Source organism: Streptomyces ferrugineus (assembly GCF_015160855.1).
Classification (GTDB): Bacteria; Actinomycetota; Actinomycetes; order Streptomycetales; family Streptomycetaceae; genus Streptomyces; species Streptomyces ferrugineus.
The window spans coordinates 7,725,001-7,748,712 of sequence record NZ_CP063373.1 but is presented as its reverse complement, the minus strand read 5'-3'; the positions used below and the strand labels follow the sequence as shown (position 1 = coordinate 7,748,712).

General features: G+C 70.1%; 22 protein-coding genes (1 of these 22 only partly in view). 11 read left to right on the top strand and 11 right to left on the bottom strand.

Annotated elements, in window-relative coordinates; genetic code table 11:
- Positions 1-169: 169 nt before the first annotated feature.
- Positions 170-823: a hypothetical protein gene (locus tag IM697_RS34540; RefSeq protein ID WP_228044291.1), complete on the bottom strand. Its 654-nt coding sequence runs from the start codon at positions 821-823 to the stop codon at positions 170-172.
- A 39-nt stretch (positions 824-862) separates the two neighbouring features.
- Between IM697_RS34540 and IM697_RS34535 the strand changes: the two genes are divergently transcribed.
- Positions 863-1,258: a hypothetical protein gene (locus IM697_RS34535; protein WP_194040013.1), complete on the top strand. Its 396-nt coding sequence runs from the start codon at positions 863-865 to the stop codon at positions 1,256-1,258.
- Between the two features lie 135 nt (positions 1,259-1,393).
- On the opposite strand, the gene IM697_RS34530 is transcribed toward IM697_RS34535, so the two are convergent.
- On the bottom strand, positions 1,394-1,744 hold the full coding sequence (locus tag IM697_RS34530) for an LppU/SCO3897 family protein (protein WP_194040012.1): 351 nt from the start codon (positions 1,742-1,744) through the stop codon (positions 1,394-1,396).
- Positions 1,745-1,919: 175 nt separating this feature from the next.
- Positions 1,920-2,564: a hypothetical protein gene (locus IM697_RS34525; protein WP_194040011.1), complete on the bottom strand. Its 645-nt coding sequence runs from the start codon at positions 2,562-2,564 to the stop codon at positions 1,920-1,922.
- A gap of 133 nt (positions 2,565-2,697) precedes the next feature.
- Here IM697_RS34525 and IM697_RS34520 point away from each other — a divergent pair, with 133 nt between their 5' ends.
- Positions 2,698-3,120 carry a hypothetical protein gene (locus IM697_RS34520; RefSeq protein ID WP_194040010.1) on the top strand — a complete coding sequence of 141 codons (423 nt, stop codon included), beginning with the start codon at positions 2,698-2,700 and terminating at the stop codon, positions 3,118-3,120.
- Positions 3,121-3,135: 15 nt separating this feature from the next.
- On the opposite strand, the gene IM697_RS34515 is transcribed toward IM697_RS34520, so the two are convergent.
- The 6 genes from IM697_RS34515 to eccCa form a co-directional block, all read right to left on the bottom strand.
- Complete coding sequence (locus tag IM697_RS34515; RefSeq protein WP_228044290.1) at positions 3,136-3,507, bottom strand: hypothetical protein; 372 nt, start codon at positions 3,505-3,507, stop codon at positions 3,136-3,138.
- A gap of 23 nt (positions 3,508-3,530) precedes the next feature.
- Positions 3,531-4,859, bottom strand: a complete 1,329-nt coding sequence (locus IM697_RS34510; RefSeq protein WP_194040009.1) for an SUKH-4 family immunity protein — start codon at positions 4,857-4,859, stop codon at positions 3,531-3,533.
- Between the two features lie 184 nt (positions 4,860-5,043).
- On the bottom strand, positions 5,044-7,038 hold the full coding sequence (locus IM697_RS34505; RefSeq protein ID WP_194040008.1) for an ATP-binding protein: 1,995 nt from the start codon (positions 7,036-7,038) through the stop codon (positions 5,044-5,046).
- Positions 7,039-7,353: 315 nt separating this feature from the next.
- Complete coding sequence (locus IM697_RS34500; RefSeq protein WP_194040007.1) at positions 7,354-7,671, bottom strand: DUF397 domain-containing protein; 318 nt, start codon at positions 7,669-7,671, stop codon at positions 7,354-7,356.
- A gap of 84 nt (positions 7,672-7,755) precedes the next feature.
- Positions 7,756-8,142, bottom strand: coding sequence for a hypothetical protein (locus IM697_RS34495; protein WP_194040006.1), 387 nt, complete (start codon positions 8,140-8,142; stop codon positions 7,756-7,758).
- Positions 8,143-8,341: 199 nt separating this feature from the next.
- Positions 8,342-12,289, bottom strand: coding sequence for a type VII secretion protein EccCa (gene eccCa, locus IM697_RS34490; protein WP_194040005.1), 3,948 nt, complete (start codon positions 12,287-12,289; stop codon positions 8,342-8,344).
- 274 nt (positions 12,290-12,563) lie between these two features.
- Between eccCa and eccD the strand changes: the two genes are divergently transcribed.
- From eccD to IM697_RS34460, 6 genes are all read left to right on the top strand, one after another.
- On the top strand, positions 12,564-14,021 hold the full coding sequence (gene eccD / locus IM697_RS34485; RefSeq protein ID WP_194040004.1) for a type VII secretion integral membrane protein EccD: 1,458 nt from the start codon (positions 12,564-12,566) through the stop codon (positions 14,019-14,021).
- Between the two features lie 189 nt (positions 14,022-14,210).
- A complete protein-coding gene (rpsO, locus tag IM697_RS34480; RefSeq protein WP_194040003.1) occupies positions 14,211-14,498 on the top strand; it encodes a 30S ribosomal protein S15 in 288 nt (95 codons plus the stop codon).
- Positions 14,499-14,790: 292 nt separating this feature from the next.
- The gene (locus tag IM697_RS34475) at positions 14,791-17,016 is read left to right on the top strand and encodes a polyribonucleotide nucleotidyltransferase (RefSeq protein ID WP_194040002.1); all 2,226 of its coding nucleotides are present in this window, start codon (positions 14,791-14,793) and stop codon (positions 17,014-17,016) included.
- Positions 17,013-18,392, top strand: a complete 1,380-nt coding sequence (locus IM697_RS34470) for a M16 family metallopeptidase (RefSeq protein WP_194040001.1) — start codon at positions 17,013-17,015, stop codon at positions 18,390-18,392. The genes IM697_RS34475 and IM697_RS34470 overlap by 4 nt, the downstream gene beginning before the upstream one ends.
- 42 nt (positions 18,393-18,434) lie before the next feature.
- Positions 18,435-19,187 carry a 4-hydroxy-tetrahydrodipicolinate reductase gene (dapB, locus tag IM697_RS34465; RefSeq protein WP_194040000.1) on the top strand — a complete coding sequence of 251 codons (753 nt, stop codon included), beginning with the start codon at positions 18,435-18,437 and terminating at the stop codon, positions 19,185-19,187.
- Between the two features lie 14 nt (positions 19,188-19,201).
- Positions 19,202-19,654 (top strand): tetratricopeptide repeat protein, encoded by a 453-nt coding sequence (locus IM697_RS34460; protein ID WP_194039999.1) that lies wholly within the window; start codon positions 19,202-19,204, stop codon positions 19,652-19,654.
- Positions 19,655-19,756: 102 nt separating this feature from the next.
- Here the strand turns inward: IM697_RS34460 and IM697_RS34455 are convergent, their stop codons facing one another.
- Positions 19,757-20,311 (bottom strand): PH domain-containing protein, encoded by a 555-nt coding sequence (locus IM697_RS34455; RefSeq protein ID WP_194039998.1) that lies wholly within the window; start codon positions 20,309-20,311, stop codon positions 19,757-19,759.
- A 125-nt stretch (positions 20,312-20,436) separates the two neighbouring features.
- The gene (locus tag IM697_RS34450) at positions 20,437-20,673 is read right to left on the bottom strand and encodes a hypothetical protein (RefSeq protein WP_194039997.1); all 237 of its coding nucleotides are present in this window, start codon (positions 20,671-20,673) and stop codon (positions 20,437-20,439) included.
- A gap of 156 nt (positions 20,674-20,829) precedes the next feature.
- On the opposite strand from IM697_RS34450, the gene thyX reads away from it, so the two are divergent.
- The 3 genes from thyX to IM697_RS34435 form a co-directional block, all read left to right on the top strand.
- Positions 20,830-21,585: an FAD-dependent thymidylate synthase gene (gene thyX / locus IM697_RS34445; protein ID WP_194039996.1), complete on the top strand. Its 756-nt coding sequence runs from the start codon at positions 20,830-20,832 to the stop codon at positions 21,583-21,585.
- 203 nt (positions 21,586-21,788) lie between these two features.
- Positions 21,789-22,688 carry a 4-hydroxy-tetrahydrodipicolinate synthase gene (dapA, locus tag IM697_RS34440; RefSeq protein WP_194039995.1) on the top strand — a complete coding sequence of 300 codons (900 nt, stop codon included), beginning with the start codon at positions 21,789-21,791 and terminating at the stop codon, positions 22,686-22,688.
- Positions 22,689-22,847: 159 nt separating this feature from the next.
- Positions 22,848-23,712, top strand: the 5' portion of a protein-coding gene (locus IM697_RS34435; protein ID WP_194039994.1) for a ribonuclease J. Its footprint extends 821 nt past the window's final position; the window shows 865 of its 1,686 coding nt (coding positions 1-865); the start codon lies at positions 22,848-22,850; its stop codon lies beyond the right edge, outside the window.

The window sequence follows — 23,712 nt, the reverse complement described above, 5'->3', positions numbered from 1 at the left end:
ACGGCCGTACAACTCCCTCATCCGTCAAGGGAAATCACACAGGAGTACAGCCGTCCGCAAAGTTTACGGACTCACCCGCAGGCAACCTCAGGGGTTCGCTGTCACAAATCCGTTGCAGGTCGCGGTCGTTGTGCGGAGTCGTGAGGAGCACGACGCGATCGCCGGCCGTTCACTGCGTACGGCCGCCCCGAGTGCGCTCCTTGTGCCCCTTGACGTCAGGTCGGCCGATGTGTCCCTGCGCACGCTCGGACTCGCCGAGCCAGATGTGCGGGACGTACTGCTGGACCGCCGCGACCACCTGCTCCTGGCAGCCCGCGGGGAAGGGGACGCGGTAGCGCAGCCGGGGCAGGTTCGGATGCGGCGGCTCCTCGTCGCGGACCAGGGTCCACAGGACCGGGTCGTCCCGGTCGATGGGGCCGGTGGGGAACAGCTCAAGGGAGTAGACCTTCTGACGGCCGAACTTGCTCCAGTAGAGGCCGACTCCGGCGAGGCCCTGCCAGGGGATGACGTTGCGAAGCTTTCCGCCGTCGATCCACAGGCCGGTGTGGTCGACGAGGATCCTCGTCCGGCGGTTCGCCCAGTTGGCGATGAACAGGTACACGCCCAGAAGGCCCAGCACCACCATGAACACCAGGCCGACGAACCCCGCGGGGCTGGACTCGCCCTTCTGGTTCCCGGTGGCGATCACGACGGCACCGAAGACACCGACGGCGCCCAGCGCGATGAGGACGACGGAACAGGGGAGTCCGGCCATGGCACCGCGGCGGCCGGTCCGTATGACCGTGGCGTCCGGCGCGGGGGAGGGTGTGTGCGATGGCAACATGGTGCGTGAGCTTAGCGAATTGACCTACGCTGCCTCGTCATGACGACGCACGGCCGGGAACGCGGCGGGGAACAGGTACAGATGCAGATGCGAGGCGGCGAGGGCGATCCGGTCCTGCCGGGCGTGGACGAAGTCAGGGCGAGTTTCCAGGGGCAACCGGATCCGGGGTTCGCGAGACAACGGTCTCAGCAGGCGCGGAGCGCTCGCGGTGGTCTCATGGCCGCGGGGGCGCTGGTGGCGCTGGTCTGCCTCTTCGTGATCGTGGGGCGTCTCAACGACGCCACGCAGGCGGGCGTGGGGACCGTGGTGTACGGCCTGGCCTTCGCCTTCGCCGGTGCCAGCGTGGAGTTGGCACGGCGCGCACGCACCCGCTGGGCCATGATGGCGATCATTCTCGCGGCGGCCGGAGCGTCGCTGGCGGATGCGATGCCCTGACCCACCCGGCTCAACAAGCCCTTCAGCCCGATCAGCCCGATCAGCCCGATCAGCCCGATCGGCCCGATCGGCCCGGTCAGCCCGCACCAGCCGGTCAGCTCGCTGAGCCCCTCAGGCCGTCCCGAGAACCGCCACTCAGACCTTGGTGAAGCACAACGTATAGCTGGACCTGTGGCCGCTGTTGCGGTACTGAATGCCGTAGTCGTACTCCGACCCGCACTCCTGGTGCTTGCCGGGCATCCACTCGCCCAACTTGTACTGGGCCTCGGCGGAGTCACAGTCGACGACCGTCGGCACCGGGTCGCCGTCGGGGTCCTCGACCTTGACGCAGTCGCCGATCTCGGGTTCGTGCTGCTTGGCCTCCTCGGCCGCCGCGGACGCCGAAGCCTCCGCCTTCGCCTTGCCCCCGGTGGGGCTGGTGTTGTAGTCCCAGACCCAGTAGCCCACGGCGCCGAACACCGCCAGGACGACGACGGCGGACTTCACGGCTCGCAACGAGCTGTCCGTACGGCGGCTGATTCTGATACTGCGGTGGAGGCGTCGACATGCCTGCAAGACCCCGTGGTTGACTGAACGAAGAAAGATCAACGCGAAGTTGACCGGCGCAGACTACCCGCCGCCATCCGCCACAACCCCCACCGGGGCCCGGTCGGAAGGAGTATCAGAAGAAGTAGCTGACCAGGAACGACACCCCGGCCCCGACCAGCCCCACCCCGACCGCCCCGATCACGACCCACCGCGTCGCGCCCCGCCCCGCCGCCTCCCACGCCGCGTCGAACGAGACACGGCTCCGCCCGAACGGAGCGAAACCGGTGGCAAGGCAGAAGACCCCGAGACCCGTGAGGACCCAGCCCCCGAAGAAGGCGCCGAACCAGCGCCAGGCCCGGTCCACGCCGCTCTGCAGGTAATCGCCATCCCCGGCGTCGGCCGCCGTCGGCGGCTCCGTCTGCTGCACCGACAACTCGGCGCCCGGCGCGTACTGCCTCCTGACCCGCACCGCGGCGTTGGCATCCGTACTGCTGCCGTCATCGGAGACGAACGTGCCTTCGCAACGGACGGGCCGACGGTTCTTACGGCTGCTGCGCGAGGCGTTGCCCGGGTAGCTTACCTCGCACTGCTTCACGGTCAGGGTGCCGTGCGTGCCCGCCCAACCCGCCGCGTACGCCCCCTCGTACGCGCCCCATCCGCTGAGTACGAGGCCCGCGAGCAGGAAGACCAGACCGCCGGCGCGCCCGAGGCGTCCGAAGGCTCCGCCGACCAAGCCGGTGAGGGAAGCGTCAACGCTGGTGCGCCGTGTCCGAGCCATGACAATACGTCCCTCTCCTCAGCCCGTCTCTTCGATCCTTCACCGCTTCGGCCAGTGGGGGTCAGCATGGCACCCGTAAGTGACGGGAGATACTGCGGGTGTCGAGACGCGAGGAGAAACGAGGAGCAGCGATATGACCGGGCGACCCGAGAACTCTCCGAACCCGAATCCGCCGGACCGCGGCGTACTGGACGAGGCGCTCGAACCGGAGCAGATACGTTCCCTGAACTCCGCCCTGCGCAAGCTGTCCGAGAACGACGGCGTCAGCAAAGACCTTCAGGAGGCGGCCAAGAGGATGCTCTCCGGCCGACTCGCCCTGCGCGACGCCCTGGACGACCCGGCGGTGGCCCGCGCCCTCGGCGGAGGCATGGCGTCCCTGCGCGGCCAGTGGGAGTCGCTGTCGGAGGAGGAACGCGACCGGATCAGGCACGGAGAGGCACCGGCGGGCGGGGATGCCCCCTCCGGGCAGTCCGAGCCCAGCGGCTCCAAGGACCAGACATCACAGTCCGGCAAGAAGGATCAGGGCAGGCACAGCGGCGGCTTCTCGCTGTACTGAGTACCGAGTGCTGCGTCACCGAGACTCGCGCTGTCGGCGGTAGAGCGCGATGGCCGTCTCCGTCGGGTAGTTGGGGACGGTGACGGTCTCGCCGGTCTCCTTGGAGACCACGATCTTGCCGCCGCCGGGCGGAGCGGGCTGCGGCCGCCCGCCGGCGGCGTCCGTGACGGGCGGGAACACGGCGTACACCAGGTAGCCGATGTCGAACTCCTCGACGCGCAGCTCCGCAGCGGTGCCGTCCGGCAGCTCGGGCTGTGCGTACCGGTCGCGCACGATGGCGAGTGCCTGCTCCGAGGTGGTGGGCGGTGCCGTGTCGCCCGAAGTCACGGGGCGTTTCTCCTTGTCCTTGTCGTTGTCCTTGTCGTTGTCGTCTCGATGGGCGCCCACAGGACCGGGCAGAACAGGCCGCCTCAGAACAACCCGTGCCACATCTGCTCGACGATCAGCGACCACCAGGTCTCCGTGCTGGCCGCCGCGGACGCGTCGACGGCCGCCAACCGCCCCTGAAGCTCCGCCACTTCCGCGCCCGCCGCGACCGCGTCCATGCCCTGCATCCGCTGCCGTACCGTGGCGAGCAGGGCCAGGGACCGGGCGAAGGCGGCGACCGAGACATTGACGTAGCGCGCCTCGGCGGTGACCGGATCCACCGCCCAGACCGCCCCGAGACCGTCCGGCTGCCCGGAGCCGGGCCGGCACTGCACCGCCACGACCGCCACCCCGTCGAAGCCGATCCGCGCCAGATGGGCCAGGGTGCCGATCTTCTCCTCGCCGGCCGGGCTGCGCCGCTCGCGCAGATTCGTGGCGACGTCGGTGAACAGTCCGCCGGCCGGAGGGGCGTCGGGCCGGTCGGCCGTGAAGAACAGCGGGAGGTCGGCGGGGAGCCCGGCCCAGGTGAGCGTCTCCTTGGTGGCCTCGGGCAGCGGACTGTCGGCGATGTCGTCGGCGTCGAAGCGGCGTACGCCGTCCTGGCCGAAGACCTCGACGAGATGCCGGCCGAGGGCCACGTCACGCATCGGCTCCGCGGGCGTCACCTGGGCGGGAACCGGAACCCGGTGGGGGCGGGGCGGCGGCTGCTGCCCCGCGATCCGGTGCATCGTCTCGACCTGCTCGACCAGCGCCGCGATGCCCTCCGCACGGGCCTCGGGACGGGCTCCGTAGGTCTGCGAGCAGGAGAGCTGGGCGTTGGGGAAGGCGTTGAGCAGCTCGGCCGTGTAGCCGCCGGGGAGCAGGCTCGGACGCAGGTCGGTGTGGATGGCCACGACATTGTCGACGGGTACGTTCATCCGCCGCAGCTCGGCCCACGCCTGGTGCTCGGCGGGGGGCAGGCCCGGGGCGGAGGTGCGGAAGAGAGTGGTCTCCTCGCCGTTCGCCGGGTCGACGTAGGTGAAGACGGCGGTGTTGCCGGGGCCGGTGACCGGACGGGCGCCCTCCGGCGATCCCGCGTCCTGTGCCGCATGGCCGTGCTTCTGCCGGTACATCCGCACGACCTCGTCGACCGGCACCGACGGCCAGACCGTCAGCTCGCCGGTACGGCGGTCCACGACCCCGCAGGCGTTGCCGATCTCGGCGGGCGGCCGACGCTCCCCGGTCACCGGGTCACGCTCGGGCTCCGCGGGCGCGGCCCACACGACCCAGCCCAGGTCGAACTCCTGCGTCCGGACCTCACGGCGCGGCTCCGCCGAGCCGTCCGGGTTGAGCCAACGGTCGGCGATGGCGAGCGCCTGCTCCTGGCTGGTCACGGGGAGGCTCCTTCGGGACTGGTCGGTCGAGGGGAGAACAGGGACGACGGGTGGGCCCCGCCGTAGGTGTCGACGGGAGGACCCCGCCGTACGTGTCGGTACGTATCGACGGGACGGCCCCGCCGTACGCGTCGACGCGCGGGCCGCGCCGTGCCTGTCCACGCGCGGGCCGCGCCCTGCGCGTCTACGAGGCTATCCCTGTGCCCGCCGAGCGGATGCGCAGGGCCTTCGCCCCACGCTCGGTGGCCACGAGCAGGATGCCGTCGGAGGAGAGGTCGGCGGCGGTGAAGGGCGTGTCGGAGACCAGCGCGGCGACGACCTCCTGACTCGCCCGGTCCCAGACCCGCAGATAGTCCGCGCCACGGCTCAGCCCCAGCGGGGCGGCGGCCCGCTCCTCCTCGGAGGGGCGCAGAATCCGCGCGGGGTCGAGGTCGGGGCCGGTGTCGGTGTCGGTGCCGGCGTCGCCGAGGAGACCGGGCTGTACGAGCCCATGGACGAGCACCGCGGAACCCGATCCCTCGCCGACCGGCAGCGCACCGGGCGTGCCCGCGGGCACGACGAGGACGGCGACAGGGGCGGCCGGTCCCTCGGGCCGGGGCAGGCTGCCGACGGTCGCGGCGCTGATCCCGGGAACGGGCAGGTTCCACAGGGTCTGCCAGGGCAGCTCGACACCGAGCCGGTCGTGGATGGCCTCGGCGTACTCGGGCAGCCCGTCCTCGACGAACGCGGTCTCCAGCAGAGCGGCCCGCAGCGTGACGGGAGCCTGGGTGCGGGTCAGCAGGGGCGCCGTACGCAGATAGGTACGGGCGGGTGGACCCAGCGCCTCGGTCGGTACGGCCTCTACGGCGGCGCGCAGCGGCACCGGGTCGGCGTGGACGAACAGCCCCGGGTCCGTGAGGAGTTGGGGCAGCAGGCCCGCCTCCAGGGTGTGGCCCGCGATGTGGTCGCGCACATAGGGGTCGGCCTTGCTCCAGTCCTGCTCCGGCACGGCCTCCAGCAGCGCCATCGCGATCTGCGTCTGAGCGGCCCGGACGTTCGGCAGACCGGCGCGGATCTCGTCCCCGACGGCCGGGTGCAGCAGCCGCAGCAGCGTACGCCCGCCGTCCGCACCCTCCTCTTCCTGCTCCTGCTCCTCTACCTGCTCCTGTTCCTCTTCCCGCTCCTCGGGCTGTACGAAGGGTCCGGCGAGCAGCATCGCGCCCGCCATGGCCTGGCTCATGTCCTGCTCGGCGACCGCGCTCGCCAGCCGCGCCCACAGCTGGACGGGTATCCCGTCGCCCTCGGCCAGGGCGAGCGGCGCCAGCAGCAGCCGTAGCGTCCGCGGGTCGGCACCGAGCCGCCGGGCATGCAGGTCGAGGGCCTCGCCGACCGAGGTGGGCAACAGGCGCTCGTCGGCCGGGTCGAAGCCCTCCGGGGCCATCAGGATGCAGTGGACGGCGAGTTGAACGACCAGCGGGCTCGTCCCGGCCCGGCGGCCGATGGCCGCGCCCAGAGCCAGACGGGCGGCGGGATCGACGGTGAACGGCAGCTCGGGCGCCCCGAACTCCGGGTTCAGCGCGGCCTGGGCGTGCAGCACCAGGCCCTCCGGGTCGGCCCACTCCTGCTCGTCGAGATCGATGACCTGGACGGTGCCGGACGGCAGGCCCGCGGCCAGCTCGACGGCCAGCGGGCGCGGCACCTCGGCCAGCAGCCGGACCGTCTCGGTGGCCGCCAGGGGCTTGAGCACGTCCCGTACGAGCCGTTCGGGCTCGCCCGCGGCGCGTACCGGGCCGGCCCGGTCGACGTCCGGTACGACGACGGTCACCGGCTCGTCGAGAGCGGCCAGTTCGGCGTACACGCCCTCGGTGCTGGTGGCGTTCAGCCCGTAGTGGTCGGCCAGCAGCCACAGGACCTGGGCCGCGGTCAGTCCGTCGGCGGACGGCACCGCCGGGGCGGGCAGCTCAGGCGGCACCGTGGACGGATCCATCTCGTCCAGCGGCAGTCGCTTGCGGTACTCCGGCTCGCACAGCATCAGGAACCCGGTGAGCAGCCGCGAACGCCCGCTGCCGGAGCTGCCGGTGAGCACGACCACGCGTGGTGCGCCGGGCGCGGACCCACGCCACGCGGCGAGTGCGCGCAGGGCGGCGACCCGGCCACCTATGTGGGGGTGCGGTGCGTAGTCGTCTGTCGAGCCGGTCATGGGTCCCCGTCCTCCGCGTCCTCCGCCGTCGCGGATGCCTTCGCGTTCGACGCCGATCCTAGGCGCCCGGCCGGGCCCGGAGACGGACCAGGCGGGCCGGGCGAAGTCTGTTGGGTGCGGCAGCGCCCTGAAGGGGCGCGGGGCACCGCCGCGCCGGCGGCTGATGTCACAGCCGATGTACGGCCGGCTCCGCCGCTCGGACGTGATCAGCCACGATGACGCCGCAGCCGATCGACGGCCCATCGCCGCCCCGCGCCGGAGCCGCAGTCGGCACAACCGGCGGAGCCGCAGATCGGCTCAGTGCCGGCGGAGCGCTCAGTCGGCCGCCACGCCTCCGTTGTGCGGCGTCGGCTCCAGGTCGAACTCCCCGTCCCGCGCGCCCAGTACGAACGCCCGCCACTCCGCCTCGGTGTACCGCAGCACCGTGCCGGGGTCGAGGGAGGACCGCATGGCCACCGCACCCTCGGGCAGGTACGCGATCTCGACCCGCTCCTCGTGCTCCTCGGTACCGGGCGCGCAGTGCCACTCGACCCCGGAGATGTCGAGGGCGTACAACTCGTCGCGCTCCCGCTCCTTGCGCGCCTTGATGTCCTCGGCCTGAGTCCCGACCTCGTTGTCCCGTGCCTCGGTCATGCTGCTGGGCCTCTTCCTGACGTGCGAACGACATGTGTGACTCACCCTACTGGCGCGGGTGGTCCGTCACACGTCCGTCGCGGATCAGGTGGTCGGCTTGGTATGGAGCGTGCCCGTGGCCACCCCGGGCGGCATCTTCACCTGACCGTCGTACTCGGCCGTCGTCTCCCGCCAGATGGCTTCCTGCTCGGCCTCGTTCAGCTCGTGCGCCACGCCCATCTTGGTGAAGGCGACGCCCATCCCGGCGATCCGCTCCGCCAGGCTGCCCATCGAGTCGTACATGCCGTCGCGCAGGCCTTCGTAGACGACGCCGAACTTCTCGCCGATGTCGTCGTCGCCCCACGGCGGGGTGTCGCCCTGCTCGAGTGCGGTCAGTCCCGTCTGCAGCGCCGTCACGGCCTTGGCGAAGTCCACTCCGACGTTGAACATGTGGTAGCCCTCGGTCTTGAGGACCGCGGGATCGGAGTCCATGTATTCCGACGGCACAACTGCCCCCCGTGGCTCGTCATTCATGTCGCGCCGCCACTTTAGCGCCGGGCCCCTGAACCCCCCAAGGGCAACAGGAAGGGGCGGCACCCACCCGGGTACCGCCCCTGCGGACTGAACCGACCGTTCCTCCTGAACCGACCGTTCGTCCTGAACCGACCGTTCGTCCTGAACCGACCGTTCCTCAGAACCGGTTCGGCAGCCATCCCGTCTGGATGAGCTGGCCGCCGCGCCGGCGCGTGTGGAAGTAACCACGGCCGGGCGGGAGTTGCGACGCCGTGATGTTGCCGAGCAGCGCGCCCTCCGAGCGGTCGCCGGAGAGCACCACGCCCTGGGCGCCGAGCTCGCGCATCCGCTGCATCACCGGCTCGTACAGCGACCGGCTCGCACCGCCCGAGGCCCGCGCGATGATGACGCGCAGACCGATGTCACGGGCGAACGGCAGGTACTCCAGGAGCGGGGCCAGCGGGTTCACGCCGGTCGCCACCAGGTCGTAGTCGTCGACGATGACGAACGCGTCCGGGCTGCTGTACCAGCTCCGGTTGCGCAGCTGCTCGGGCGTGACGTCCGGACCGGGCATCCGGCGGTGCATCGAGCCGGCCAGGCCCTCCAGCGTCTCCGTGAGAGCCGGCGCCGACGCGCAGTACCGCGACAGGTGCGAGTCGGGCACGCCCTCCAGGTGGGCGCGCCGGTAGTCACCCATGACGATCTTCGCCTGGTCCGGCGTGTAGCGCTCGGTGATCTGCTTGACGAGCATCCTGAGCAGCGCGGACTTACCGGACTCGCTCTCACCGAACACGATGAACAGCGGGTCGGTCTCGAAGTCGACGAAGACCGGCGACAGCGACGACTCGTCGATACCGATGGCCACACCGCGGTCCGGGTGCTCGAAGCCCTTGGGCAGGCGGTCCGCCGGCATCATGGTCGGCAGCAGTCGTACGGCCGGGGCGTGGCTGCCCTGCCAGTTGTCGTTGATCCCGCGGATGAGGATCGACGTCGCCTCGGACAGGTCGTCCGTCGCCGAGGAGCCGTCGACGCGCGGCAGCGCCGTCATGTAGTGCAGCTTGTCCGGCGTCAGACCACGGCCCGGCACGGTGGCGGGGACGTTCTGCGCGACCTTGCGGTCGATCTCCGACTCCGTCGGGTCACCGAGCCTGAGCTCGATGCGGTTCTGCAGCATGTCCTTCAGCGCCGGACGCACCTCGGTGTAGCGGCTCGCCGTCAGGATCACGTGCACACCGAAGCCGAGGCCGCGGGTCGCGATCTCCGTGACGGTCGACTCCAGCAGCTCGTAGTCCGTCTTGAACGTGGCCCAGCCGTCGATGACGAGGAAGACGTCACCCCAGTGCTGGTCGGGCAGCTGGCCCGCGGCCCGGCGCTGACGGAAGGTCGTGATCGAGTCGACGTTGTTGACGCGGAAGTACTCCTCGCGCGCCTCGAGGATGCCCTCGACCTCGCTGACCGTACGTCGCACCTTCTCGGCGTCGAGACGGTTGGCGACGCCGCCGACATGCGCCAGCTCCTCCATCGCGATCAGGCTGCCGCCGCCGAAGTCCAGGCAGTAGAACTGCACTTCGGACGGCGTGTGGGTGAGCGCGAACGACGAGATGAGCGTACGCAGCAGCGTGGACTTGCCGGACTGCGGACCACCGACGAACAGACCGTGACCCGCACCGCCCGCGAAGTCCCGGTACAGCACGTCACGCCGCTGCTCGAACGGCTTGTCCACCAGGCCGACCGGCACGTTGAGCCGGCCGAGCGCCGTGTAGTCGGGCGCGGTCAGGCCGCGCTCCGGGCTGACGGCGAGCTGCGGGAGCAACTGCTCCAGCGACGGCGCCTCCTCCAGCGGGGGCAGCCACACCTGGTGGGCGGGCGGACCCTGGTTGACCATCCGGCCGACGAGCACGTCCAGGACGGTGTCGGCGAGCGCGTCGTCCACCCGGTTGTCGGGCTCCGGCTCCTCGATCACCGGCTGCGGGGGCAGCGCCACGTGCTCCGCGGAGAACAGCGCCGGCCGCAACTGGGTCGACCGGTGCACGCGGGACGGGCCCTCACCGTGGTACGGCCCCGACACGTACGCCGCCTTGAAGCGGACCATGGTGTCGGTGTCGTAGCGCAGATAACCGGAACCGGGAATCGACGGCAGGTGGTAGGCGTCCGGGACACCGATCGCCGTACGGGACTCGGCGGCGGAGAAGGTCCGCAGACCGATCCGGTACGACAGGTACGTGTCCAGGCCGCGCAGCTTGCCTTCCTCCAGGCGCTGCGACGCCAGCAGCAGGTGAATGCCCAGCGAACGGCCGATACGGCCGATCTGGATGAACATGTCGATGAAGTCGGGCTTGGCGGTGAGGAGTTCGGAGAACTCGTCGAGCACGATCACCAGCGAGGCCATCGGCTCCAGCGCGGCACCCGCGGCCCGGGCCTTCTCGTAGTCGTGCAGGTTGGCGTAGTTGCCCGCCGAGCGCAGCAGCTCCTGACGGCGCTGCGTCTCACCCATGATCGAGTCGCGCATGCGGTCGACGAGGGTGAGGTCGTCGGCGAGGTTGGTGATCACGGCCGCGGTGTGCGGCATGTCCGCCATACCGGCGAAGGTCGCACCGCCCTTGAAGTCCGCGAGGATGAAGTTCAGCGTCTCCGAGGAGTGCGTCACCGCGAGCCCGAGCACCAGGGTGCGCAGCACCTCGGACTTGCCGGAACCGGTGGCGCCGACGCACAGACCGTGCGGGCCCATGCCCTCCTGCGAGGCCTCCTTGAGGTCCAGCATGACCGGCTCGCCGTTCTCACCGACACCGATCGGCACCCGCAGCCGCTCGTGCAGCGTGCGCGGCCGCCAGGTGCGGGAGACGTCGACGGTGCCCGCGTCGCCGATGCCCATGAGGTCGGTGAAGTCCAGGTTGGACAGCAGGGGCTCGCCCTCCTCCGCGGACCCGACCCGGAAGGGGGCCAGCTGCCGCGCCAGGGACTCGGCCTGCGCCGGGTTCAGCACGTCGGGCTTGCCGGTGTACGCGGACTCGTGGCCGACGAACAGCCGCATCCGGTCCGGCTTCGCGTAGACCGTCAGACCGGCGCGCAGCTCCTCCTCCAGCGGGCCGGGGGCGATCTCCAGGAACGTGACGCCCTGCAGGCCCTCGCTGCTGGCCAGTTCGGAGTCCGGCGGCACGGTGCCGCCGTCGAGCACCACGATCAGATGCGGCTGGTCGTAGACGGGGGTCGCCTCGCGGTTCCAGCGGGGCCGGTCGCCCAACTGGTCCGCCAGCGCCTCCTCCAGCTCACCGAGGTCGTCGAACAGCAGCCGGGTCGAGCCCGCCCCGTCCTTGGCCTTCGGATGCTGGCTGTGCGGCAGCCACTTGATCCAGTCCCAGTCCGCCGCCGCGGAGGGGTGCGCCACCACGGCGATCATCAGATCCTCGGGCGAGTGCAGCGTCGCCAACTGGGACAGGGAGGCCCGGGCGTTGCCGTACACCGTGTCCGACTCGCCGCAGACCGTCACGTGGTAAAAGGCGCGCAGCGAGATGGAGACGGGCAGATCGGACAGCGAGCCGTGCGCGTCGAGGAACGCCTTCATGGCGGCCGCGGTCAGCGGCTCCAGCTCGTCCTTGGGCGCCGTCTCCGGCGCGACGAGCGGAGTGTTCAGCTGCTGCACACCGCGCCCGATCCGTACGGAGGCGAAGTCCGCGTCCGTCGGCCGCCGCTCCCACAGCCGCTTGCTGTCGGCCGCCACCGCCCAGAGCTGCTCCGGGTCGGGATGCTGGAAGAGCTGGCTCTGCCGCTGCAGCTCCGCCGTCTTGTGCACGTCCTTGCGGACCTGCTCCAGATAGCGGAAGTAGTCACGCCGGTCCTGGGCCATCCCCGCGCCGCCGCCCTGCTGCCGGGCCCTGGCGAACTGGGCGATGGCCATGGCCAGCGTCGAGGCCAGCATCAGACCACCGACCACCCTCATATAAGAGGGCAGGTTGGGCATGAAGAAGAAACCGACCGAACCCAGCATGCCCATCATGGGCAGCAGGTTCATCAGCATGCTCTCGTCGCCCTCGCGAGGGATCTCGGGGGGCGTCTCCAGTTTGACCTCGCCGTCCGGGACGGCCGGGGGCACTATCCGCGGTGGCCGCTTGATGATGACGACGCTCACCGATGCACTCATCCTTCGCGATTGATACGTACGTCCTGGCACCGACGCCCCCGTTGTACCGCGACGTGTTCTCGTTCGCGTAGGCGTCGTTCGCGTAGAGGTCGATCCTACTGATGCGGCAGGTGCCCGATGGAGGGAGGCGGATGGAGATGCGGCGCAGGTCCTGGGAGGAATGCGGGAGGTAGGTCCTTCCCCGGGTGCGGCAGCGGATAGGGTGGCGAGCCGCGTCGTAGGAGCGGCGTGAAGAAGCCTTGTCTAGCAGGGGGAACACCAGGTGAGCACGGGGACTTCGACAGGTTTCTGCCGAATCACCATCGCAGCGCCGGACAGTCGCGTCGATGTGGCGCTGCCGGAGGACCTGCCGATCCAGGACCTTTTTCCCGAGATCGTCAGACTCTCGGGCCTGGTCCAGTCGGACAACAGTCCCGCCGGTTACCACCTTGTGACCCGTGAGGGCCAAGTGCTGGACGCCAGCCGGTCGTTGCTGGAGCACCGGGTCAGGGACGGCGAGGTGCTGCTGCTGCGCACCTTCGCCGACTCGCTGCCGCCGGCGGTCCACGACGACGTGGTGGACGCCATCGCCGCGGCGGTCAAGCAGGACGTCCGCAGCTGGAACGACAACCTGATGCGGGTCGCGGGCCTGGTCGCGGGGTCGCTGCTGCTGGTCATGCTCGGCTTCGTCTTCTGGTTCGCGGATCCGCTGCGGCACGACATGCACGGCCTGCAGGGCATCCTGGCCGGCGTGACCGCGCTCGCCCTGACGTCGCTCGCCGGTGTGCGGGCCCGGGTGTACGAGGACCGCGGCGCCGCCGTCGCGCTCGGCATCTCGGCACTGCCGCACGCGCTCATCGCGGGCTCCGGCGTCATCCCCCAGGACGCGGGTGAGGGCCCCGGCAGGATCCAGTTCCTGGTCGGCTGTGTGGCCGTACTGCTCTGCTCCGTCGTACTGATCATGCTGCTGCCGCAGGGCGACGCCCCGTTCGTGGCCGCCGCGCTGGCCTCCGCGATCGGCACGCTCGCCGTGTTCTGCGGGGTGCTCACCGAGGCCGAGCCCCGCGAGATCGCCGCCGGCACCACGGTCGTCGCCCTGGCGGTCGTCGGCTTCCTGCCCGGCTGGTCGGCCCGCTTCGCCAAGCTCCCGATCGGCTTCCGCAACCCCGAGGACCTGGCCCGCGCCCGCCGCGAGGGCCGCGAGGGCGACCTCGAGGCGGTCGACGTCCAGCGCATCGTCGCCCAGACCAGCCGCGGCCACGAGCTGCTGCTGGGCCTCGTCGGCGGCTGCGCCGCCGTGATCATCGGCGCGGGCGGCGCGGTGCTCGGCTTCAGCGACAGCGGCTGGGCCCAGCTGCTGGCCCTGTGCACCGGCCTCGCCGCGATGCTGCGGGCCCGGCTGTTCCGCTACACCGCCCAGGTCACCTGCCTGTTCGTGGCCGGCGTCGTCGCGCTCGCACTGCTGGTGCTCGGCCTCGCGATCTCGCCGCCGGCCGACATCATCGTCGATCTGCTCCAGGGCAACTCCGGCCCGGTCGACGTACGCACCCTGTGGCTCGGCGCCTCGGTCGGGGCGGGCGTGCTGCTGCTGATCGCGATCGCCCTGATCGTCCCGCAGAAGGGGCTCTCCCCCTTCTGGGGCCGCATGCTGGACCTCGCGGACTCCCTGGTGCTGCTGTCCCTGGTCCCGATCTGCCTGGCGGTCCTCGACGTCTACGCCAAGGTCCGCGGCGGCCTCTGACGGGTGGGGAAACCGCCTGTCAGGAGCGTGCCCGCGGGCTGGTACGCTGTGTGACGGCCGTTTGTGTACGCGTCCCCGGTCCACTGGGGGCAGCGCCCAGCGGATCCCCGCCTCCCGAGTCATGGAAGCTCCCCTGAGATGAAGACCAGGGGCACTCGGTGGCAAGTAGAAGACTCACGAGGAGTACGCGTGTCGCTCGACGCCGCTACGAAGAAGCAGATCATGTCCGAGTTCGGTACCAAGGAGGGCGACACCGGCTCCCCCGAGGTCCAGGTCGCCCTGCTGTCGCGTCGGATCTCCGACCTGACCGAGCACCTCAAGACCCACAAGCACGACCACCACTCCCGCCGTGGTCTGCTGATCCTGGTCGGTCAGCGCCGCCGCCTGCTGCAGTACCTGGCGAAGAAGGACATCGCCCGGTTCCGTACGCTGGTCGACCGCCTCGGCATCCGCCGCGGTGCGGCGGGCGCCAAGTAAGACGCCATGAGGGGAGCGGTTCCCGAGAAGGATCGGGAGCCGCTCCCTTTGCCGTACGTATGGAAACGTGCGGAGTGTCACACCCGCTTTGTAGTGTGGTAGCACAACGCAGTGACACGAGGAGAAGTGCACCTCGCCGCCGCCGGTCCTCGGTAGTGGCCCCCGGGCGATGCGAACCCCGGGTGCTTCGATCGAAGACCGGCCCGCACCAGACGGAGCGCTTCTCCGCCCACGTCCTTCCGCCACACGGGCGGATCAGGACAAAAGACGAAAAGTAACGGAGAAAACGCTAGTGGAGAACGAGACCCACTACGCCGAAGCCGTCATCGACAACGGTTCCTTCGGCACCCGCACCATCCGCTTCGAGACGGGCCGCCTGGCCAAGCAGGCCGCCGGCTCCGCCGTGGCGTACCTGGACGACGACACCATGGTGCTGTCGGCCACCACCGCCTCCAAGAACCCCAAGGACCAGCTCGACTTCTTCCCGCTCACGGTGGACGTCGAGGAGCGGATGTACGCCGCCGGCAAGATCCCCGGCAGCTTCTTCCGCCGTGAGGGCCGGCCCTCCGAGGACGCGATCCTCACCTGCCGCCTCATCGACCGCCCGCTGCGCCCGTCCTTCAAGAAGGGCCTGCGCAACGAGATCCAGGTCGTGGCCACGATCATGGCCCTCAACCCCGACCACCTGTACGACGTCGTGGCGATCAACGCCGCGTCCGCGTCCACGCAGCTGGCCGGTCTGCCCTTCTCCGGCCCGATCGGCGGCGTCCGCGTCGCGCTGATCCGCGGTCAGTGGGTGGCCTTCCCGACGCACACCGAGCTCGAGGACGCCGTCTTCGACATGGTCGTCGCGGGCCGCACCCTGGAGGACGGCGACGTCGCGATCATGATGGTCGAGGCCGAGGCCACCGAGGGGACCATCAAGCTGGTCCAGGGTGGCGCCGAGGCCCCGACCGAGGAGGTCGTCGCCGCCGGTCTGGAGGCCGCGAAGCCCTTCATCAAGGTCCTGTGCAAGGCCCAGGCCGACCTCGCCGCGAAGGCCGCCAAGCCGACCGCCGAGTTCCCGATCTTCCTGGACTACCAGGACGACGTCCTCGAGGCCCTGACCGCCGCCGTCAAGCCCGAGCTCGCCTCCGCGCTGACCATCGCCGGCAAGCAGGAGCGCGAGTCCGAGCTGGACCGCGTCAAGGCGCTCGCCGCCGAGAAGCTCCTGCCGGAGTTCGAGGGCCGCGAGAAGGAGATCTCCGCCGCGTACCGCTCGCTGACCAAGACCCTGGTCCGGGAGCGCGTCATCAAGGAGAAGAAGCGCATCGACGGCCGTGGCGTGACGGACATCCGCACGCTCGCCGCCGAGGTCGAGGCCATCCCGCGGGTCCACGGTTCCGCCGTGTTCGAGCGTGGCGAGACCCAGATCCTGGGCGTCACCACCCTCAACATGCTCCGCATGGAGCAGCAGCTGGACACCCTCTCCCCGGTGACCCGCAAGCGCTACATGCACAACTACAACTTCCCGCCGTACTCCACCGGCGAGACCGGCCGCGTCGGCTCCCCGAAGCGGCGCGAGATCGGCCACGGCGCCCTCGCCGAGCGTGCCCTGGTCCCGGTCCTGCCGACGCGCGAGGAGTTCCCCTACGCGATCCGTCAGGTGTCCGAGGCGCTCAGCTCGAACGGCTCGACGTCCATGGGTTCGGTCTGCGCCTCCACCATGTCGCTGCTGAACGCCGGTGTGCCGCTGAAGGCCCCGGTCGCCGGTATCGCCATGGGTCTGATCTCCCAGGAGATCGAGGGCGAGACGCACTACGTCACCCTCACCGACATCCTCGGTGCGGAGGACGCCTTCGGCGACATGGACTTCAAGGTCGCCGGCACCAAGGAGTTCGTGACCGCCCTCCAGCTCGACACCAAGCTGGACGGCATCCCGGCCTCCGTGCTGGCCGCCGCCCTGAAGCAGGCCCGTGACGCCCGCCTCCACATCCTCGACGTGATGATGGAAGCGATCGACACGCCGGACGAGATGTCCCCCAACGCGCCGCGGATCATCACCGTGAAGATCCCGGTCGACAAGATCGGTGAGGTCATCGGCCCCAAGGGCAAGATGATCAACCAGATCCAGGAGGACACCGGCGCCGAGATCACGATCGAGGACGACGGCACCATCTACATCGGTGCCTCCGACGGCCCGGCCGCCGAGGCCGCCCGCACCACGATCAACTCGATCGCCAACCCGACCATGCCGGAGGTCGGCGAGCGTTACCTGGGCACGGTCGTGAAGACGACCACCTTCGGCGCGTTCGTCTCGCTGCTCCCGGGCAAGGACGGTCTGCTGCACATCTCGCAGATCCGCAAGCTCGCCGGCGGCAAGCGCGTGGAGAACGTCGAGGACGTGCTCGGCGTGGGCGCCAAGGTCCAGGTCGAGATCGCCGAGATCGACTCCCGCGGCAAGCTGTCGCTCGTCCCCGTGATCGAGGGCGAAGAAGGCGCCGACGCCGACGACAAGAAGGACGACGCCGACAAGTGACGTCGAGTAGCTCCACGGCGACGGCCCGCTCCTCTTCGGAGGCGCGGGCCGTCGCCCGTACCCAAACCCTCATCAAGGGCGAGAACGGCATCGGCACCGTCCGCAAGACCACCCTCCCGGGCGGCCTGCGCATCGTCACCGAGACCCTGCCCTCGGTCCGCTCCGCCACCTTCGGTATCTGGGCGCACGTCGGCTCCCGCGACGAGACCCCGGCCCTGAACGGCGCCACGCACTACCTGGAGCACCTGCTCTTCAAGGGCACCACCCGCAGGTCGGCGCTGGACATCTCGTCCGCCATCGACGCGGTCGGCGGCGAGATGAACGCCTTCACGGCGAAGGAGTACACGTGCTACTACGCGCGCGTGCTCGACACCGACCTGCCGCTCGCCATCGACGTCGTCTGCGACATGCTGACCGGCTCGCTCATACTCGAAGAGGACGTCAACGTCGAGCGCGGCGCCATCCTCGAAGAGATCGCCATGACCGAGGACGACCCGGGCGACTGTGTGCACGACCTGTTCGCGCACACCATGTTCGGCGACAACCCCCTCGGGCGCCCCGTCCTCGGGACCGTCGACACGGTCAACGCCCTCACCGCCGACCGCATCCGCCGCTTCTACAAGAAGCACTACGACCCGACGCACCTGGTCGTGGCGGCCGCCGGCAACATCGACCACAACAAGGTCGTACGACAGGTCCGCGCGGCCTTCGAGAAGGCCGGCGCCCTGAAGAACCCGGCCGCCGCCCCCATCGCCCCGCGCGACGGCCGCCGCGCCCTGCGCACCGCCGGCCGTGTCGAGCTCCTCGGCCGCAAGACCGAGCAGGCCCATGTCGTCCTCGGCATGCCCGGCCTGTCCCGCACGGACGAGCGCCGCTGGGCACTCGGCGTCCTCAACACCGCCCTCGGCGGCGGCATGTCCTCCCGTCTGTTCCAGGAGGTCCGCGAGAAGCGCGGTCTGGCCTACAGCGTGTACTCGTACACCTCGGGCTTCGCCGACTGCGGCCTGTTCGGCGTGTACGCGGGCTGCCGCCCCTCGCAGGTCCACGACGTGCTGAAGATCTGTCGCGACGAACTCGACCACGTCGCCGAACACGGTCTGTCCGACGACGAGATCGGCCGCGCCATCGGCCAGCTCCGCGGCTCCACCGTCCTCGGCCTGGAGGACACCGGTGCGCTCATGAACCGCATCGGCAAGAGTGAGCTGTGCTGGGGCGAGCAGATGTCCGTCGACGACATGCTGACCCGGATAGCGGCGGTGACCCCGGACGACGTCCGCTCGGTCGCCCGCGACATCCTGGGCCAGCGGCCCTCGCTGTCGGTCATCGGCCCGCTGAAGGACAAGCAGGCGTCCCGGCTGCACGACGCGGTCGCCTGAGGCGTCCGCCCTCGGAACATCCGACGTAAGGAAGCAACAGAGATGAGCAAGCTGCGCGTGGCGGTCCTCGGCGCCAAGGGCCGGATCGGCTCCGAGGCGGTACGGGCGGTCGAGGCCGCCGAGGACATGGAGCTGGTCGCCGCCCTGAGCCGGGGTGACAAGCTGGAGACGCTCGCGGAGACGGGCGCCCAGGTGGCCGTCGAACTGACCACGCCGGACTCGGTGATGGCCAACCTCGACTACTGCGTGAGCCACGGCATCCACGCGGTCGTCGGCACGACGGGCTGGACCGACGAGCGCCTCGCGCAGCTGAAGGGCCGGCTGGCCGGGTCCCCGGAGACCGGCGTGCTCATCGCGCCGAACTTCTCCATCGGGGCCGTCCTGACGATGAAGTTCGCGCAGATCGCCGCGCCGTACTTCGAGTCGGTCGAGGTGGTGGAACTGCACCACCCGAAGAAGGTCGACGCCCCCTCCGGCACCGCCACCCGCACCGCCCAGCTCATCGCCGAGGCCCGGCGAGCCGCCGGCACGGCCCCCGCGCCGGACGCCACGGAGACCGCCCTGGACGGCGCGCGCGGTGCGAACGTCGACGGAGTGCCGGTCCACGCGGTCCGTCTGCGCGGCCTGCTGGCCCACCAGGAGGTCCTGCTGGGCGGCGAGGGCGAGACCCTCACCATCCGCCACGACTCCCTCCACCACAGCAGCTTCATGCCGGGCATCCTGCTCGGCGCGCGCCGCGTGGTGACCACTCCGGGCCTGACGTTCGGTCTTGAGCACTTCCTGGATCTGGGCTGACACGAGGCTCATCGATGCGCGCGAAGATCTCCTACGCCATAACGGCCGCCGTCCTGGTCGTCTACTTCGTCCTGGTCGGCAGCCGTGGCGTGATGCTCATCCAGTCCGGCACGGTCCTCACCGTCACCTTCGGCGTGGCGGTGCTGATCCTGCCGGTCATCGGCCTGTGGTTCCTGTGGAAGAACACCCAGTTCGTCCGCCGGGCCAACGCCCTCGCCGCCCAGCTCGACGCCGAGGGCGGCCTGCCCGTCGACGAGCTGAAGCGCACCCCCAGCGGCCGTATCGACCGCGACTCGGCCGACGAGGTCTTCGCCCGGCGCAAGGCCGAGACGCAAGCGGCGCCCGACGACTGGCGCAGCTGGTTCCGCCTCGCCGTCGCCTACCACGACGCCCGCGACACCCCGCGGGCACGCAAGGCGATGCAGCGGGCCATCGCCCTGCACGACGGCAAGACCGTGGAGGCCTGAGCCGTACGACATCCGCTGGATCCGAACGCCGAACTGGATCCGAACGCCGAAGGGGCCGGCCCGCTCGCACCGCGGACCGGCCCCTTCGGCATACCGTCTCGATCAGCCGCGCGTGTTCTCCGCCGCCCACGCCTCGATCGCGTCGGCCGCCCGGTCGAACGCCGCGACCCGCGCCAGGAAGTCCGCGTTGTGCGTGGTCATCAGCGTCGGCATGTCATCCGCCGCCCGATCCCGCCGTACGAGCATCAGCGCCTGCCCCTGCACGGTGCGCGGCAGCCCCAGCCAGCGCACCGGCTGCTGCACCGTCCGCACCGCGACGACCTGCTCCCAGGGCACCGTACGCGTGACCAGGAAGCTCACCCGGCGCAGTCCGCGCGCGCTCACCCACACGCCCGCGCGCAGCAGCCGCAGGGCACAGGCGATGACGGCGAGCGCGATGCCGAAGACGACGGCCGCCTCCTCGACCGTGCCGGTCAGGGCGATGATGACCGCCGCGAACAGCACGAACGAGGCGAGCAGCAGCCCCAGCGCCGCCATGCCCACCCGCCACGGCCCGGGGCGGTAGGGACGCCGCCAGCGGTCGTGGTCGTCGAAGGGCAGCGCGACGTCGTCTGCAGCCTCGAATGCGCGGTCGGCCGTCAGGAAGGGCAGGGGCACGGCTGGTCCTCACTCAATCCAGGCATGGGTTGTGCCCGGTGAGGCTATCGACCAGCGTGCCCGCTCACCACTCGCGGGGGGCCATGGGGGTACGTCTCACGCCATTCGGGGCCGCGGGGGAGGGGTCAACGCCCCTGGGACGCCTGCGACGGCTGGGTCTGCGAGGCGGTGTCCGTGGACAGCGCCGGCATGCCGACCATCAGCGAGCCGACCAGACCGGCGACGATGGTGAGCCCCAGCAGCCAGCGTCCGGCTATCTGACCGACGGACGCCCGCTCACGGGGCGGGGGAGCGACATTGCTGCGGAACCTGTCGGCCTCGGCGAGGAAGGCGAACGGGACGGGCTCGCGCCGACGGAACATCGGGGGTCCTTCTCCCTTCGGTGATCGATCGAAATCTCTGTCACCAACACAGACGAGCGAGTGCCCCAAAAGGTGCCCGGTTTCACCAACTTCACTCGGTCACGATCGTGATCGTCCCGTTTGGTGGGCCGTAGAGTGGCGTCGCCAAGTGATGTGATGGGAAGGACCCTCCGAATCGTGACCCCCGACGACGAACTCAAGATCGACCTCCGCAGCGATGTCACCGTTGAACTGGTCAAGCACAGCGCGGCAGACTCCGACGTCCTGTTCGCGGCCCGTGTGTCGACCGTCGGGGAGCAGTCCCTGGACGAGCTGAACAAGGATCCGGAGCGTTCCAAGGGGCTGATCAACTTCCTCATGCGCGATCGGCATGGCAGCCCGTTCGAGCACAACTCCATGACGTTCTTCATCAGCGCCCCGATCTTCGTCTTCCGCGAGTTCATGCGGCACCGCGTCGGCTGGTCGTACAACGAGGAGTCCGGCCGGTACCGGGAGCTGCAGCCGGTGTTCTACGTACCGGACACGTCGCGCAAGCTCGTCCAGCAGGGCCGGCCGGGCAAGTACGTGTTCGTCGAGGGCACCCCCGAGCAGCACGAGTCCGTGCACCGCGGCATGGAGGAGTCGTACCGCCAGGCATACCGGACCTACCAGGAGATGCTCGCGCAGGGCGTCGCTCGCGAGGTCGCCCGTGCCGTCCTCCCGGTCGGCCTGTTCTCCTCGATGTACGCCACCTGCAACGCCCGCTCGCTGATGCACTTCCTCGGCCTGCGCACCCAGCACGAACTGGCCAAGGTGCCGTCCTTCCCGCAGCGGGAGATCGAGATGGTCGGCGAGAAGATGGAAGCGGAGTGGGCCAAGCTCATGCCGCTGACGTACGCCGCCTTCAATGCGAACGGCCGTGTGGCGCCGTAACGCGAGCAGGCTCCTCCCGGGCCGCGGTTCAGCCTCATGAAGTGTCCGTATTGCGGCATTTAGAGAAGTTCATCTAGCCTGATCAAACGGACCCGGCACTGCTTGAACCCCCGAGCAGGCAGTGCCGGGCTCCATCTTTGTCCTGACTTTCCCGCACCCCCCGAGGGCAGACCAGGCCGTGCGCAACGAGTAGCGTGTAACCCATGGCTCCGACCTCCACTCCGCAGACCCCCTTCGGGCGGGTCCTCACCGCCATGATCACGCCGTTCACGGCGGACGGCGCACTCGACCTCGACGGTGCACAGCGGCTCGCCACGCACCTGGTGGACGCAGGCAACGACGGCCTGATCATCAACGGCACCACCGGTGAGTCCCCCACCACCAGCGATGCGGAGAAAGCGGACCTCGTACGAGCGGTGCTGGAGGCGGTCGGCGACCGGGCCCATGTCGTGGCGGGCGTCGGCACCAACGACACCCACCACAGCCTCGAGCTCGCCCGCGCGGCGGAGCAGGTCGGCGCACACGGCTTGCTGGTGGTCACGCCGTACTACAACAAGCCCCCGCAGGAGGGCCTGTACCGGCACTTCAAGGCCATCGCCGACGCCACCGAGCTGCCGGTGATGCTCTACGACATCCCCGGCCGCAGCGGTGTCCCGATCAACACCGAGACGATCGTCCGTCTCGCCGAGCACCCGCGCATCGTCGCCAACAAGGACGCGAAGGGTGACCTCGGCCGAGCCAGCTGGGCCATCGCCCGCTCCGGCCTCGCCTGGTACTCCGGCGACGACATGCTGAACCTGCCGCTGCTCTCCGTGGGCGCGGTCGGCTTCGTCTCGGTCGTCGGCCACCTGGTAACCCCCGACCTGCGGGCGCTGGTGGACGCGTATGTCTCCGGCGACGTCCAGAAGGCCACGGAGATCCACCAGAAGCTGCTCCCGGTCTACACCGGCATGTTCCGCACTCAGGGCGTCATGACCACCAAGGCCGCGCTCGCCCTGCAGGGCCTGCCCGCCGGACCACTGCGCGCCCCCATGGCCGAGTGTTCCCCCGAGGAGATCGAGCAGCTCAAGATCGATCTTGCCGCTGGTGGGGTACAGCTCTAGCACCAGACTTCGCGCGCCCGGCGCGCAAAACGGACTTCACAACTGAATAAGCAGGCCACCGGTGCCTGCGCAGCACACACAACGACAACTGCTTCTGCACGAACGTCACGCGCGCCACGTGCCCGACCGGTACGTGGCGCGCGTGGTGAGGAGAGTCTTTTGAGTCATCCGCATCCTGAACTCAGCCCGCCGTCGCCGCTCCCCGAAGGCGGCCTGCGGGTCACCCCACTCGGCGGTCTCGGCGAGATCGGCCGGAACATGACGGTCTTCGAGTACGGCGGCCGCCTGCTGATCGTCGACTGCGGAGTGCTCTTCCCCGAGGAGGAGCAGCCCGGAATCGACCTGATCCTGCCGGACTTCTCGTCCATCAGAGACCGCCTCGACGACATCGAGGGCATCGTCCTCACCCACGGCCACGAGGACCACATCGGCGGCGTCCCCTTCCTCCTCCGCGAGAAGCCGGACATCCCGCTGATCGGCTCCAAGCTGACCCTCGCCCTCATCGAGGCCAAGCTCCAGGAACACCGCATCCGCCCGTACACCCTCGAGGTGGCGGAGGGGCACCGCGAGCGCATCGGCCCCTTCGACTGCGAGTTCGTCGCGGTCAACCACTCCATCCCGGACGCCCTGGCCGTGGCGATCCGCACGCCCGCCGGCCTGGTGGTCCACACGGGCGACTTCAAGATGGACCAGCTCCCGCTGGACAACCGTCTGACAGATCTCCACGCGTTCGCACGGCTGAGCGAGGAAGGCATCGACCTCCTCCTCTCCGACTCCACGAACGCGGAGGTCCCGGGCTTCACCCCGCACGAGCGCGACATCTCCAACGTCCTGCGCCAGGTCTTCGCGGGCGCCCGCAAGCGCGTCATCGTGGCGAGCTTCGCCAGCCACGTCCACCGCATCCAGCAGATCCTGGACGCGGCTCATGAATACGGACGCCGGGTCGCCTTCGTGGGCCGCTCGATGGTCCGCAACATGGGCATCGCACGAGACCTGGGCTACCTGAAGGTCCCACCGGGCCTCG